The organism is Achromobacter aegrifaciens (assembly GCF_902859735.1).
Lineage (GTDB): Bacteria > Pseudomonadota > Gammaproteobacteria > Burkholderiales > Burkholderiaceae_B > Achromobacter > Achromobacter aegrifaciens.
Genome location: NZ_CADIJY010000017.1, coordinates 1 through 13,698, shown reverse-complemented (window position 1 = coordinate 13,698; position 13,698 = coordinate 1). Strand labels below are relative to the sequence as shown.

At 66.0% G+C, this 13,698-nt stretch carries 13 protein-coding genes; 7 read left to right on the top strand and 6 right to left on the bottom strand.

Features of this window, described 5'->3' with window-relative positions; all coding sequences use genetic code 11:
- Window positions 1–36: 36 nt before the first annotated feature.
- The 5 genes from HV766_RS26985 to HV766_RS26965 all read left to right on the top strand — a co-directional run bounded on the left by HV766_RS26985 (window position 37) and on the right by HV766_RS26965 (window position 5,082).
- Complete coding sequence (locus HV766_RS26985; protein WP_175182157.1) at window positions 37–1,239, top strand: pyridoxal phosphate-dependent aminotransferase; 1,203 nt, start codon at window positions 37–39, stop codon at window positions 1,237–1,239.
- Between the two features lie 30 nt (window positions 1,240–1,269).
- Window positions 1,270–2,454 (top strand): acetylornithine deacetylase, encoded by a 1,185-nt coding sequence (gene argE, locus HV766_RS26980; protein ID WP_175182156.1) that lies wholly within the window; start codon window positions 1,270–1,272, stop codon window positions 2,452–2,454.
- A gap of 41 nt (window positions 2,455–2,495) precedes the next feature.
- Window positions 2,496–3,812 (top strand): MFS transporter, encoded by a 1,317-nt coding sequence (locus HV766_RS26975; protein WP_254593367.1) that lies wholly within the window; start codon window positions 2,496–2,498, stop codon window positions 3,810–3,812.
- 233 nt (window positions 3,813–4,045) lie between these two features.
- Window positions 4,046–4,693 carry a YiaD family glycine zipper/OmpA-like lipoprotein gene (locus HV766_RS26970; RefSeq protein ID WP_054457545.1) on the top strand — a complete coding sequence of 216 codons (648 nt, stop codon included), beginning with the start codon at window positions 4,046–4,048 and terminating at the stop codon, window positions 4,691–4,693.
- A 68-nt stretch (window positions 4,694–4,761) separates the two neighbouring features.
- A complete protein-coding gene (locus HV766_RS26965) occupies window positions 4,762–5,082 on the top strand; it encodes a 4a-hydroxytetrahydrobiopterin dehydratase (RefSeq protein ID WP_119451434.1) in 321 nt (106 codons plus the stop codon).
- On the opposite strand, the gene HV766_RS26960 is transcribed toward HV766_RS26965, so the two are convergent.
- The 6 genes from HV766_RS26960 to HV766_RS26935 form a co-directional block, all read right to left on the bottom strand.
- Window positions 5,079–5,567, bottom strand: a complete 489-nt coding sequence (locus HV766_RS26960; RefSeq protein WP_175182155.1) for a MarR family winged helix-turn-helix transcriptional regulator — start codon at window positions 5,565–5,567, stop codon at window positions 5,079–5,081. The two genes, HV766_RS26965 and HV766_RS26960, sit on opposite strands and share 4 nt — an antisense overlap.
- Window positions 5,564–5,791: a hypothetical protein gene (locus tag HV766_RS26955; protein ID WP_054457542.1), complete on the bottom strand. Its 228-nt coding sequence runs from the start codon at window positions 5,789–5,791 to the stop codon at window positions 5,564–5,566. Before HV766_RS26955 ends, HV766_RS26960 begins: the two co-directional genes overlap by 4 nt.
- Window positions 5,788–7,413 carry an FAD-dependent oxidoreductase gene (locus HV766_RS26950; RefSeq protein WP_175182154.1) on the bottom strand — a complete coding sequence of 542 codons (1,626 nt, stop codon included), beginning with the start codon at window positions 7,411–7,413 and terminating at the stop codon, window positions 5,788–5,790. The genes HV766_RS26955 and HV766_RS26950 overlap by 4 nt, the downstream gene beginning before the upstream one ends.
- A gap of 122 nt (window positions 7,414–7,535) precedes the next feature.
- The gene (locus tag HV766_RS26945) at window positions 7,536–8,234 is read right to left on the bottom strand and encodes a DUF6776 family protein (protein ID WP_054457540.1); all 699 of its coding nucleotides are present in this window, start codon (window positions 8,232–8,234) and stop codon (window positions 7,536–7,538) included.
- 147 nt (window positions 8,235–8,381) lie between these two features.
- A complete protein-coding gene (gene murU, locus HV766_RS26940; RefSeq protein ID WP_119451436.1) occupies window positions 8,382–9,068 on the bottom strand; it encodes an N-acetylmuramate alpha-1-phosphate uridylyltransferase MurU in 687 nt (228 codons plus the stop codon).
- A complete protein-coding gene (locus tag HV766_RS26935; protein WP_175182153.1) occupies window positions 9,068–10,108 on the bottom strand; it encodes an aminoglycoside phosphotransferase family protein in 1,041 nt (346 codons plus the stop codon). Before HV766_RS26935 ends, murU begins: the two co-directional genes overlap by 1 nt.
- A gap of 169 nt (window positions 10,109–10,277) precedes the next feature.
- Between HV766_RS26935 and HV766_RS26930 the strand changes: the two genes are divergently transcribed.
- On the top strand, window positions 10,278–12,638 hold the full coding sequence (locus HV766_RS26930) for an LPS-assembly protein LptD (protein WP_175182152.1): 2,361 nt from the start codon (window positions 10,278–10,280) through the stop codon (window positions 12,636–12,638).
- The coding region (locus tag HV766_RS26925) for a peptidylprolyl isomerase (RefSeq protein ID WP_175182151.1) at window positions 12,635–13,698 on the top strand (1,064 nt) is incomplete at its 3' end. The genes HV766_RS26930 and HV766_RS26925, both read left to right, overlap by 4 nt.

The following is a 13,698-nucleotide window of genomic DNA, read 5'->3' as shown; positions in this document are numbered from 1 at the left end:
GCGCGATCTCAATCTACTGGCAAGACAGGAACAGGCATGAATACAGCAGTATCTACCGGCGGCGCCACGGCGAGCGCGCGCGCCAGCGTGCAGAGCTTGCGTTCGTCGCAAATCCGCGAAGTCGCCAATGCGGGCATGGGCCGCGCCGACGTGCTGCCCTTCTGGTTCGGCGAACCCGATGAGCAGACGCCGCCCGCGTTCCGCGACGCGGCCATCGCCCACATCGCTTCCGGGCAGACCTTCTATGTACAGACGCTGGGCGTGCCTGCGTTGCGCGAACGCCTGGCCGGGTATGTGAGCGGGCTGCACGGTCAACGTGATGTGGACAACATCGCAGTCACCAGCTCGGGCACGTCGGCGCTGATGACGGCCGTGCAGGCCATCGTGGGCGCGGGCGATCACGTGGTCGCCGTGACGCCCTTGTGGCCCAACCTGGTGGAAATGCCCAAGGTGCTGGGGGCGCGCGTGACGACGGTTGCGCTGTCGTTCTCCGAGAGCGGCTGGCGCCTGGACCTGGACGCCTTGCTCAGCGCCCTGACGCCGGACGTGCGCGCGCTTCTGGTGAATTCGCCGAACAACCCGACGGGCTGGGTGATGACCGCCGAGCAGCAGCGCGCGGTGCTGGAGCACTGCCGCAAGCACGGCATCTGGATCATTTCCGACGACGTGTATGAACGCTACTACTACGAAGGCGCGGTGGCGCCCACCTTCCTGGACATTGCTGCGCCGGACGACCGGGTGGTCAGCTGCAATTCGTTCTCCAAGGCCTGGCTGATGACCGGCTGGCGCGTGGGCTGGGTCGTGGTGCCGCGCGGGCTGCTGCCGGAAATCGGCAAGCTGATCGAATACAGCAACACCTGCACGCCGGGTTTCGTGCAGACCGCCGCGCTTTGCGCGCTTGAACAGGGCGAGCCCGTCATCGCGCGTACCGTGCAGCGGCTGCGGCTGGCGCGCGACCATCTGGCGTCGAAGCTGTCGCAGGTGCCCGGGGTTGAACTCGCGGGTGCGGCGCCGGGGGCGATGTACACCTTCTTCCGCATTCGGGGCGTGTCGGACAGCCTGGCGTTCTGCAAGGATCTGGTCGTGCGCGGCGGGCTGGGCCTGGCGCCGGGCATGGCGTTCGGTCCCGAGGGCGAGGGCTATCTGCGCTGGTGCTATGCCAGCGCGCACGAGCGCCTGGATGAAGGCGTGGCTAGACTGGCGCGCTTTCTGGACGCGGCGCGGAGCAAGGCTGCCTGAGCGCCAGGCCTCAACCTTAGGGTACGACCCATGAATACTGCAGAGCTTCCCCGTTCCCTGGAATGGATAGAACGGCTGGTGCGTTTCGACACGACCAGCCGCCTGTCCAATCTGGGCTTGATCGAAACGGTGCGCGACCACCTGGCCGCGACCGGTCTGGCGCCCCGATTGATCTACAACGCCGACGGCAAGAAGGCGAATCTTTTCGTGACCGTGCCTGCCGCGGACGGCGGCACCCAGGGCGGGGTGGTGCTGTCCGGCCATACCGACGTCGTGCCGGTGGACGGCCAGGCCTGGAGCAGCGATCCGTTCGCGCCCGAGGTGCGCGATGGCCGCCTATATGGCCGCGGCACTTGCGACATGAAGGGCTTCATCGGAACCGCGTTGGCCATGCTGCCGTCGTTCACGTCGCGGCGTTTGCGCGTGCCGCTGCATCTGGCGCTGAGCTATGACGAGGAGGTCGGCTGCCTGGGGGCGGACATCATGCTGCGTGAATTGGCCAAGCTGGATATCCGCCCCGATAGCTGCATCGTGGGCGAGCCCACCGAGATGCGCGTCATTTCCGCCCACAAGAGCAGCAATCTGTACCGCTGCACCGTGCATGGGCATGCCGCGCATTCTTCGTTGACGCCGCGCGGCGTCAACGCGATCGAATATGCGGCGCGCGCCATCTGCCACATCCGCGACATGGCCGACGCCCATCGCCAGAACGGCCCTTTCGACCAGGACTTCGAGGTGCCGTACACCACGGCCAACACCGGCACGATCTCGGGCGGCTTGTCCGTCAACACGATCCCGGACCGTTGCCAGTTCGAGTTCGAATTCCGCACCATCCCGGGCGTGCTGGCGCCGGACGTGATCGGCGGTTTGCGCCGCTACATCACTGGCGAGCTGCGCGACCGCATCAAGGCGGAGAACCCGCAGGCCGACATCGAGCTGGAAGCGCTGGCCGAGGTGCCCGGTTTCGATACCGCCGCCACCGCCGAGATTGCGCGGTTGGCGCAGGCGCTGACTGGCGCGCGCGGCACCGAGAAGGTGGCGTATTGCACGGAGGCCGGCCTGTTCCAGCGGGCCGGCATGACGGCGGTCATTTGCGGTCCCGGCAATCTGCAGCAGGCGCACCGGCCGGACGAGTATGTCGCGCTGTCGCAGATCGGCCTGTGCGAACAGTTCATGGAAAAGCTGGCGGGCCATCTTGCGATGACCGGCCAATGAGTTGATCGATCGTTAATTTTTAGAAAATAACAGAGGGAAAAATGGCTTATTCGGAGAAGACAACGTGGAATGCGGCCGCCGCCGGCCGCAGCAAGGCGGCGCCGGCAGGCGACCGGCGCGCCCAGGCGCGGCGCGCGGTGATCGCCGCGTCCATCGGCAATGCGCTGGAGTGGTTCGACATGATCGCGTACGGCACCTTCGCGCTGATCATCGCCAAGCTGTACTTTCCGTCCGCCAGCGAGAGCTCCTCGCTGTTGCTGGCGCTGGCCACCTTCGGCGTGTCGTTCCTGATGCGGCCGCTGGGCGCCATCGTGTTGGGCAGCTATGCCGACCGGGCGGGCCGCAAGGCGGCGCTGACGGCGTCCATTTTCCTGATGATGATAGGCACGCTGATCATCGTGGTGGTCCCCACGCATGCGCAGATCGGCGTGGCCGCATCGATCATCATCCTGGTCGCCCGGCTGATCCAGGGCTTTTCGGCGGGCGGGGAATTCGGCAGCGCCACGGCCTTCCTCATTGAATATGCGCCGGACCGGCGCGCCTATTACGCCAGCTGGCAGGTCGCCAGCCAGGGCGCGGCGATCCTGCTGGCCGCCTTGTTCGGCGCGGTGCTCAATGCGACGCTGACCCAGGCCCAGCTGGAAAGCTGGGGCTGGCGCATTCCGTTCGTGTTCGGCCTGCTGATCGCGCCGGTGGGCTACTACATCCGCCATCACATGGATGAAACGCCGGAGTTCAGCGCGGCAGAGGCATCGGCTTCGCCGCTGAGCGACATGTTCGCGGGGCAGAAGCTGCGGCTGCTGGTTACCGTTGGCTTCGTGGCGCTGGGCTCGGTGGGCAACTACCTGGCCCTGTACATGCCTACGTACTCGATCCGCCAGTTGGGTCTGCCGCCTACCATCGGTTTTCTGGCGACGCTGGTCACGGGCGTCATCATGACGGTAGGCGCGCCCTTCGTCGGCGCGCTGGCCGACCGCATCGGACCCGCGCGCATCATGATGGCCGCGGCCCTTTCGACCGCGCTGCTGTGCTATCCCTTGTTCTATCTGCTGGTGTCGTATCCGACGGTGGGCGTTTTGATGATCGTCCAGGTCATCCTGGGCATCCTGGCGACGGCGTACTTCGCGCCCATGCCGGCGCTGATGTCCGCCATCTTCCCCGTGCAGGTGCGTACCACCGGCTTGTCCCTGGGCTACAACATTGCCGTGACGATCTTCGGCGGCTTCGCGCCATTCATCCTGACCTGGCTGATCGCGACCACCGACTCCAAGCTGTCGCCCAGCTATTACCTGCTGGCCATTGCGCTCATGGCGATGGTGTCGCTGAGCGTGGCGCGCCGGACGTTCCAGCAGCGTTAGGCGCCGGGCGCCGGCCTTCGCATCGGAGGCCGGCTGGCGGCGGATGGAATGTAGCCCATTGTTGCGGGCCTGAGCGTCTTTCCGCCCAGGCTGCGGCCGTGTTCCACAGCGCGGCTGCACTATCTTCAGGACCTTCCTGATAGTACAAAATGTTGCCTGCCTCCCTTCGTGTGCTTGCTAGCATGGTCTGGCCGGAATGATCCGGCACACCGACGGAATAAGTGGAGGTTGCCATGAGCTCAAGAACAATATTCAACCGGATCGCAGTCGTTGCGGCGGCGGGTGCATTGCTGGCGGGATGCGCCACGCAGCAGCAGACCAATACCGCCGTGGGCACGGGCGCGGGGGCGGCAATCGGCGCCGGCATCGGCGCCTTGATCGGCCACGGCAAGGGCGCGGCCATCGGCGCCGGCATCGGCGCGGTGGCGGGCGGCCTGGTTGGCTACAACTGGAAGGTCGTCAAGGAAGACGTGCAGAAGTCGGGCGCTTCGTCGCTGGGCATCGACGTGGTCGAAATGCCCGACGGCAGTCTCAAGGTCAACATTCCCAGCGGCGTGTCGTTCGATACCGACAAGACGCAGCTCAAACCCGCGCTGTTGCCGGTGCTGGACAGCGTGGCGCGCTCGCTCAACCAGCATCCTGAACTGCGGGCCAAGGTGGTCGGCCACACGGACAGCACGGGCGCCCTGGCGCATAACCAGACCTTGTCGGTCAACCGCGCCAAGAGCGTGACCGACTACCTCAGCAAGCAGGGCGTGGCAGCGGGCCGCCTGACGGTCGAGGGCCGCGGGCCGAACGATCCGATCGGCGACAATGCGACCGCCGAAGGCCGCGCGCTGAACCGCCGGGTGGAGATCTACCTGTACGCGGTCCAGCAGTAAGCCTGGGCCAGCCCAGTGTCCGAGGCGGCTGGCGCAACGCGCCGCCGCCTGTTTTTTTGGAGTCCGTCATGAGCATGTTCCCTCCCGCCCGCATCGGCACCGATACCGCCGTGGCCGCCCTGTCTGGCTGGCAGGCAGTGGCGATGCGCGACGCCATCGAAAAGCGTTTCCGCTTTCCCAATTTCAATGCGGCATTCGGCTTCATGACGCGCGTCGCCATGTTTGCGGAGAAGCTGAATCATCATCCGGAATGGACCAACGTCTACAACCGCGTGGACGTGACCTTGACCACCCACGACGCCGGCGGCGTGACCGAGCTGGATGTGCGCATGGCGCAGTTCATGGACGAGGCGGCAGCGCAATTGGGCGCCACCGCGCCCAAGGCTTAGGGCGCGTTTCCTGGCGGCGTGGGCGGGAGCGGCTCTTCCGAGCCGTCCGCGTCGGGCTGCAAATGGCTGTTCACGCGGTCCAGCATGTCGCCCAGCAGGCGCTGCTCGTCGGCGCTGAGGCAGCCGAAGATCTCTTCATTGCGGCGGGCGATCAGGTCGATGACGCGCTGGTATTGCACCAGGCCGTCCGGGGTGGGCGCCAGCACCACGCCGCGTCCATCCGAGGCGGACATGGTCTTTTCCACCAGGCCGCGGTCCACCAGCGCCTGCGCCGAGCGGCTGGCCTGGCCTTTGTTCAGATTGGCCGCCAGCGCCAGATCGTTGACTGACAAGGGCGCGTAGCGGCCGATGGCCGCCAGGCAGCGCGCCTCGCCCAGAGGAATCCCGCATTCTTCCAGATAGGCGCGATTCGTGTCCCTGTCCGTGATCTTGTTGAGCACGTGCAGGCGGTAGGTCAGGAATCGTTCCAGGGCGGGCTGTTTCACGTCGGGCGGGCAGGGGCGGAGGCGGGATAGTGTGCCACAGGGCCGTTGGCCAGGCAGGCGGCTTCCGCCTGGGCCAGCAGCGCGGCGGCGTCGCGCGCATCGCTCACGCGGGCCAGCAGCGACAGGCTCAGGATCGACAGGAAGAGCGACGCCTGTTCTTCGCCGACGCGCGTCAGGGTCTGCGCCATGGCGGTATAGACCTGGTCCAGTTCATCGTTGTTCATGCTAGCTCTTCCTTGTGCGCGTCCAGTGCGATCGAGGGGTAGTAGGGCTTGAGCGCGGCGCGCAGGGTGGCGGCCGAGGGGGCAATCCAGCGTCCCAGGACGTAGCCGTCGGGCCGCAGCAGGTAGACGGCGCCGGCTTGCGCGCCGTAGCGCTGGCGTAGCTGCCCGTGCGGGTCCTGCAAGGCATCATCGCCCGTCTTCAGCACGCGCAGCGGCTGGGGCGAGTTGCGGGTGGCGGCGGCCAGGGCGTCCAGTTCGGCCGCCAGAGCGGTGTCGGGAGCCAGCGCCAGCGCGACGAAGCCGGCGCCAAAGCACGCGCTGAGATGCAGCGGCGCGCCGCGATCATGCAGCAGCGCTTCGGGCGCGGGCTGGCCGGGCGCGGCGGTTACGCCGGCCTGCGGCGCGCCATCATCCAGGTTCAGCGGCGAGGCATCGTAGGAGATGGGCGCCGATTGCCGCGGGTTGATCAGCTGGCGCACCCGCTCATCCGTCAGCGCCAGGCGCAGGGCGGCCTCGCGCATCAGGCGGAATCCGAAGTCCGGCGGGGCCATGAATTCGGTGCTCTTGGCGCCATAGGTCAGGTTCTGGCGGGTGGCGTGGACGCGCTCCACGCTGTAGCTGTCCAGCAGGCTGTCGGGAGCCTGGCCTCGCAGCACCCAGGCCAGCTTCCAGGCCAGGTTGCCGGCATCGTCCAGTCCCGAGTTCAGGCCCCGCACGCCGAAGATCGGCACCAGGTGGGCGGCGTCGCCGGCGAACAGCACGCGTCCGTGGCGGTAGTTTTCCAAGGTCAGGCACTTGGCGTTGTAGATGGAGATCCACAGCGGCTTCCAAGGCGCGGTTTCGCCGATCATGTCCAGATGGCTTTGCACGCGGGGCAGCACGTTCTCGGGCTTTACGGCCTCTTCGGGGTCCTCGTCGTCGCGGATCTGGTAGTCCACCCGCCACACGTTGCCGGGCTGGCGGTGCATGAGCAGGGTGGAGCCGGGATTGGAGGGCGGATCGAACCAGGCCAGGCGCTCCACGGGGCGGCTGGACTCCTGTTCGATGTCCACGATCACGTAGCGTCCTTCGTACTGCATGCCTTCCAGCTTCAGGCCCATGGCCTCGCGTACGGTGCTGCGGCCGCCGTCGCAGGCGATCAGCCAATCGGCGCGCACGGTCTGGCGGCCGCCTTCGATGTCCACTTCAGCCGTGACGCCGTCCGCGTCGGCGCTCAGGCCGGCAAGCCGCGCCGACCAGCGCAGCTCGGCCAGCGCCGGATGGCGCTGCATGGCCTGATGGGCGTACTCCTCGACGGCGTATTGCTGGATGTTGACCATGGGCGCGTAGCGCTGCAGCGGATCGTGCGGCATCTCGAAATGCAGGACTTCGCTGTTGCGGAAGTAGCTGCGGCCGCCGGTCCAGGCCAGGCCGGTGGCGGTCAGGGGCCGGTCGGCGCCGACCCAGCCCATGATTTCCTGCGACCGCCGCGAGATGCAGATGGCGCGGCTGCCGTTGCAATAGTCGTCGTCGGCCTCCAGGGTCAGCGAGGGGATGCCGTATTCGGCAAGCAGGGCGGCCAGCGTCAGGCCGACGGGGCCGCCGCCGGCGATAAGGACGGGAACGTGCGCGGGGAGCGGCATGCTGTCTCCAGAAATTGGTTGTTTACGCAACTATATGCTTAAGAGGTTGCGCGCGCAACCATATTTTTGGGGCAAAAAAAAACCCGCCGGATCAGGGCGGGTCTTCGGGCGCGGCGTATCTATCAGTTGCGCACGTAATAGATGCGCATCGCCTGCTGCTTCTGGGCGCCGTCCAGCACGCGCAGCACCACGACCTTGGCAGTGAAACCGTCGGGCAGCTTCAGTTGGCCCAGGGCGTAGTCGTAACGGTCGACGTTCAGGGCGGGGCCTTCCGGCGTGACGGTGGCGGCGCGGCCGTTGGGGTAGGTGCCGTCGATGGAGAAGGTCAGGGTGCCCTTGAACGGCGCGCCCTGGCGATCCTCGCGCATGACCAGCACCTGGTAGTCCAGCAGACCGGGCGCGCGCTTGAAGGTGGCCGAGCGGATGCCCAGGTTGCCGCCGCGCGGGTCGGCGGGCATGGCGTCCTGGAACAGCACCAGTTCCTTGTTCAGCGTGTCAATCTTGCTGCGGGCTTCAGAAAGGTCGGCGGTCAGCTTTTCATGGCCGGACTTGTTGGCGTCGCGTTGTTGGGTGGCTTCCTCAAGCTGGCTTTGCAGGCGCTGGCGCTCCAGGTTGGCGGTGCTCAGTTCGCTGTGCAGCTGCTCGGATTGCTCCACGGTCAGGCGTTGCGGGCCGTAGTTGGTCTGCAGGAAGAGCACGCCGCCGGCGCCCAGGGCGATGCCCACCAGCAGCAGGACCAGCCAGCGCGGCATGCGGCGCGTGCGTTGGCCGGGCTGGTATACGGAAGGCTTGAATACAGCCCGTTGCGATCTTCCAAACATCCCCATTCCTAGAAAACTTCCTGTGTGTTTGCTCGCCCGCGCGCTGCGCGCGCAGGTCAAAGCGCTAGAGAATACCCCGTTAGCCGGGACCGTTGGGTGCGCGGACAAGCCTGGTTGCGCACCTTGATATTGTGAAATATGTGGACATCAGCGTGCTTGGCCGGTGAGCTCGGCATCCAGGTCGGCGAGCCGCTGCGGCGTGCCGACATCCGTCCATTTGCCCTGGTGGCGCGCGCCGCGCACCAGGCCGCGGGCCATGGCTTGCCGGAGCAGAGGCGCCAGGGGCGCTGCCGCGCCCCGGGGGACGTCGGCGAACAACGAGGGATGGTAGACGCCGATGCCCGCAAAGGTCAAACGAGGTTCGCCCTGGGCATGGACGCTGCCGTCGGCATCCAGGCGGAAATCGCCAGCCGGATGCTGGGGCGGGTTGTCCGCCAGCAGCAGCCAGGCGCCGCCTTCAGGCAATGTGCGCGCCAAGCCTGCGGCCGCGGCGGGGTCCCAGTCGCACCAGACGTCGCCGTTGACGACGAGGAAGGGCTCGTCGCCCAGCAACGGCAGCGCCTGGACGATGCCGCCGGCGGTTTCCAGCGCGGAGGTTTCGGCCGAATAGCGGATTTGTACGCCGTATGTGCTGCCGTCGCCCAGCGCCCTCTCGATTTCGTGGCCGAGCCAGGCATGGTTGATGACCACGTCTCGGATGCCGGCGGCCGCCAGCCGCCGCAGGTGCCAGACGATGAGCGGCTGGCCGCCCACGGACAACAGGGGCTTGGGCAGGCGGTCGGTGAGGGGGCGCATCCGTTCGCCGCGGCCCGCCGCGAGGATCATGGCCCGCATCAGAAGGTGTATCCGACGCTGACCTGGCGGTCGTCGAGCTTGTCCAGCAGGCGCAGCAGCGGCGTGAAGACGCCGTAGCGCTGGGCCACCTGGCGCACGTAGCCGTTCATGCGCGGAATGTGGGCCAGGTAATGCGCCTTGCCATCGCGGTGATTCAGGCGGGCGAACACGCCCAGGATGCGCAGGTTGCGTTGCAGGCCCATCCATTCATAGGCGCGGTGGAACTCCGCGAAATCCGAGTCCACCGGCAGGCCGGCCGCCCGCGCCATTTCCCAATAGCGGATGGCCCAGTCCAATTGCTGGGGTTCTTCCCAGGTCGTGCGGGCATCCGTCACCAGGGAGGCCAGGTCATAGGTGATGGGGCCGGCCAGCGCATCCTGGAAGTCGATGATGCCCGGGTTCGGTCCGTACTTCGGCTGGTCGCAGACCATCAGGTTGGGCGAATGGTAGTCGCGATGCACCAGCACCTGGGCCTGTCCGCCATTGCTCGCGGACAGCAATGCGAAGATCTTTTCCAGCGCGTTTGCGGTCTTGTCGTCCAGCGTCACGCCGTGATGCTTCTGCACGTACCACTCGGGGAAGAGCTTGAGTTCGTCAGCCAGGCGGGCGGTGTCATAAGTGCCCAGGCCGGCAGTGGAGGCCTGTTGCAGGCGGACCAGGGCGGCCAGGGCCTCTCGATACAGCGTCTGCAGTTCGCTGTCCGGCAGTCCGGCCTGAATGCGCTGGTAGTAGGTCTGCTCGCCCAGGTCGGACAACAGCAGCAAGCCCTGGTCCAGATTCTGCTCCAGCACTGCAGGCACGTTCAGGCCGACGTCCGCCAGCAGACGGTCCACGTGCAGGAAGGGCCGGCAATCCTCGTGTGCGGGCGGGGCGTCCATGACTATCAAGGTGCGCTCGCCGGCGTCCAGCCTGAAATAGCGGCGGAAGCTGGCGTCGGCCGACGCCGGACGCAGCGTGTCGATGGCCAGGTTCAGGCTGGCGGGCAGGCCGCCCAGCCAGTGGCGGATCTGCTCCAGGCGGGGGTCGTGATCGTTTTTCAAGGAAGATCCGTGTCAGAAAGGCAATATTGCTGAGAATTGTGTCCCGAGCACATAAGTCTGGGCCTATGGCGCGGCTTCTCTATAATACCGGCTCGTTTCCGTTAGCATTGGCCCTCCGTGGGTGCCGGTGTCGCGTTCCCACCATCGTCAAAAAGGGCTGTTTTCACTCGTGCGCAAGGTTCGATGGTTGATCCTCTCTGCTGTCAGTGTCGCCGCCGGAGCCGTCCAGGCCCAAGGTAGCCAGGGCAGCGCTCCCGCCGCGTCGTCGACCTCGGCGACTCCCGTGTTGCGCACCTCGCCGGGCCTGCGGATCCACCGCCTGCCGGACGACAGCATTCCCGCCTTCATGGAGGCGGACAGCATTGATGGCGATCCCGACTCTGACCTGACCCTGACGGGCAATGCCCAGGTGCGCCGCATCGACAGCGTGATCAAGGGCGACCGCATCAACTACCGCAAGGACACGGGCGAAGTCGACGTGCAGGGCAGCGCGCGCATGATGCGCGACGGCACCCTGGTGATCGGGCCGAATGCCAAGTTCAACGTCGACAAGTCCTCGGGCGAGATCGAAAAACCCAATTTCTGGATGGGCGCCAACGGCGGCTTCGCCGTCGCCGAGCATGCGGACATCTTCAGCCGCTCGCAGATGCGGCTGCACACGGTGACGTACAGCGGCTGCGCCTGCGAAACGCCGTCCTGGTACATCAAGGCCAATACCGTCGACATCGACTTCGATGAGAACGAAGGTGTGGCCCGCAGCGGTGTGCTGTATTTCAAGGACGTGCCCATCCTGGCGTCGCCTTACATGACCTTTCCGGTCAAGCGGGAGCGCAAGTCGGGCTTCCTGATGCCGACCTATGGCACGACCAGCCAGGGCGGTTTCGATTTTTCGATTCCGTACTACCTGAATCTGGCGCCGAACTATGACATGACCGTGCAGCCGCGCTACTTCTCCAAGCGCGGGCTGCAGTTGGGGGGTGAGTTCCGCTATCTCGGCAATGGCTACGGCGGAATTCTGGATGGCACCTACCTGCCCAGCGATAAGCTGACCGACAGCGATCGTTGGATGTACTGGTGGCGCCACCAGCAGGTGCTGCCCTACGGGTTTTATGCGGACTGGGATATCGCGAAGGTGTCGGACGACAACTACTTCCGCGATATTTCACAGCTGGGCTTGAACCAGGCCTCGACAACCTATCTGCCGCAGCGCGCGCGGCTGGGCTGGACGTCTGCGTCCGGCTATTGGAGCGGCTATGTGCAGGTCCACAAGTATCAGACGCTGCAGGATCCCGATGCTCCGCTGTCGCCACCGTATGACAAGGAGCCGGAACTCTCCTTCCGCGGCGCCCGCTATGACTGGGGCGGTTTTGACGTCGACTGGACTTCAACGGCCGTGCGTTTCCGTAAGTCGTTGTTCCAAGGCCAGCGCATGGGGCCTGATGGCAATCGCTTCCAAACCTATCCCACGGTTTCCTACCCCGTCGTCAAGCCCGGCTGGTTCATCGTTCCCAAGGCGGGCGTCAATTACACCCAGTACAACACCGACTGGTACAACCTGAGCCCGGGTACTCCGCGCTCTCAATCCCGTTCGGTGCCGATCTTGTCCCTGGATTCGGGGCTGATCTTCGAACGCGACACCTCGCTGTTCGGCAAGGCCTCCACGCAGACCCTGGAGCCGCGCCTGTACTATCTGTACGTGCCGTACCGCGACCAGTCCAAACTGCCTGTCTACGACACCTCTTTGGCTGATTTCAGCTTCTCGCAGGCGTTCGAAGAGAACATCTATACCGGTGGCTGGGACCGCATCGCGAACGCCAATCAGCTGACTGCGGCGTTGACGACGCGCTGGCTGGATGCCAACACCGGATTTGAGCGCATGTCGCTGGGCGTTGCGCAGCGTCTGTACTTTGCAGACCAGAAGGTCACGTTGCCGGGTGAAGTGCCTCGCGAGAATGTTCGTTCGGACTTCCTCCTGGGCGCCAGCGCGGCGCTGACCGACACGCTAAGCACCGAGATCGCCGCGCAATACAACCCTTACGACAGCAACTGGTCGCGCGGCCTGATCAGCGCGCGCTGGTCGCCGCAGCGCCTGACGACGGTGGCAGTGTCCTACCGCTACCAACGCGATCCCCAGCCCGGGGTCCAATATCAGGCGCAGGGTCAGAACCAGGTGAGCTTGGCCATGCAGTGGCCGTTCTCCAAGCGCTGGTACGGCGTCGGGCGCGTGGACTACTCGCTGCGCAGCGGTCCGTCCAGCACGCTGGCCGGCACGATGGACTCGCCTCGCGTCACGCAGGCCATTGCCGGCCTGGAGTACAAGGGAGATTGCTGCTGGGTGGGCCGCATGGTCTACCAGCGATACGCGGTATCCGCCACGGACGCCAACTCGGCACTGTTCTTCCAGCTTGAACTGACCGGTCTGGGCTCCCTGGGAACCGACCCGATGAACCTGCTGAACAGAAGTATCCCCGGCTACACGCGCATTACGCCGCCTGTGCCTGCCGGGACCACATTTGAAAGGTATGAATGATGCGTAGGTTGCACTCTTTGCGCCGCCTCTCTGGCAATGCGCTGCTGTTGGCCGTGTGCGCCGGCTTGCCCGTGGCCCATGCGGCCGAGCAGGGCGGCAAGGCCGCGAACAATGGCGCCAAGCCGAATTCCGCCGCGCAGAAGAACGCTGCGCCCGCGCCGCAGCGCGAGCAGTTCGTCGATGGCATTGCTGCTGTCGTGGACAAGGACGTGATCACGCTGCGCGAATTGCGCGATGCGTCGTTGCGCATTTCGAGCGAGCTCAAGACCCGGGGCATCCAGGTGCCCGATGATCAGACCTTGCAGCATCAGGTATTGCAACGCCTGATCATGGAGCGCGTGCAGCGCCATGAGGCGGATCGCCTGGGCATACGCGTGGATGATGCGCAAATCGACCAAGCCATCCAGACCATTGCGTCCCGCAACAAGATCACCGTGGCCCAGCTACGCCAGGAAATCGAAAGAACCGGCACGAGCTGGGACGGTTATCGCAAGTCGCTGCGCGACGAGATCCGCACGGATCGCCTGCGTCAGCGCGCGGTGGATTCCACGATCGTGATTTCCGACGCCGAAGTCGACGCGTTCCTGAAGGACCAGCGGCGCAATCCGGCGTTCGGCGCCGCGCCGCAGGCAGCCCCGCAACCGCAGGCCCAGCCGCAGCCCGAACCCCAACAGGCCGCTGCGCCGTCGGGCCCGATGCTCTACGCCCTGGCCCAGATTCTGGTGCGCGTGCCGGAAGGTTCGTCGCCCGAGCAGCTGGCGGTGCTGCGCAAGAAGGCCGAAAGCCTGCTGGCGCAAGCCAAGCGTGGCGATGACTTCGCCAGCCTGGCCGCCGCGGCCTCGGACGGTCCCGAAGCCTTGCAAGGCGGCGTCATGGGTGTGCGCCCGCTGGACGGCTGGCCCGACCTGTTTGTTCAGGCCGTCGGCAATCTGCAAAAAGGCCAGGTCAGCGGCCTGATCCAGAGCGGCAACGGTTTTCACATCATCAAGGTGATGGACCGCGGCACCGCCCAGCCGGCGCCCGCCCGCACGGCCCGCGCTCCGGCGCCGGCCCAGGCGCC

Excerpts from the sequence above, each read along its gene's own strand:
- HV766_RS26970 (WP_054457545.1), top strand. The coding sequence starts at position 4,046 with ATGAGCTCAAGAACAATATTCAACCGGATCGCAGTCGTTGCGGCGGCG.
- HV766_RS26975 (WP_254593367.1), top strand. The coding sequence starts at position 2,496 with ATGGCTTATTCGGAGAAGACAACGTGGAATGCGGCCGCCGCCGGCCGC.
- HV766_RS26985 (WP_175182157.1), top strand. The coding sequence starts at position 37 with ATGAATACAGCAGTATCTACCGGCGGCGCCACGGCGAGCGCGCGCGCC.
- murU (WP_119451436.1), bottom strand. The coding sequence starts at position 9,068 with ATGCGGGCCATGATCCTCGCGGCGGGCCGCGGCGAACGGATGCGCCCC.
- HV766_RS26950 (WP_175182154.1), bottom strand. The coding sequence starts at position 7,413 with ATGCCGCTCCCCGCGCACGTTCCCGTCCTTATCGCCGGCGGCGGCCCC.
- HV766_RS26965 (WP_119451434.1), top strand. The coding sequence starts at position 4,762 with ATGAGCATGTTCCCTCCCGCCCGCATCGGCACCGATACCGCCGTGGCC.
- argE (WP_175182156.1), top strand. The coding sequence starts at position 1,270 with ATGAATACTGCAGAGCTTCCCCGTTCCCTGGAATGGATAGAACGGCTG.
- HV766_RS26945 (WP_054457540.1), bottom strand. The coding sequence starts at position 8,234 with ATGTTTGGAAGATCGCAACGGGCTGTATTCAAGCCTTCCGTATACCAG.
- HV766_RS26955 (WP_054457542.1), bottom strand. The coding sequence starts at position 5,791 with ATGAACAACGATGAACTGGACCAGGTCTATACCGCCATGGCGCAGACC.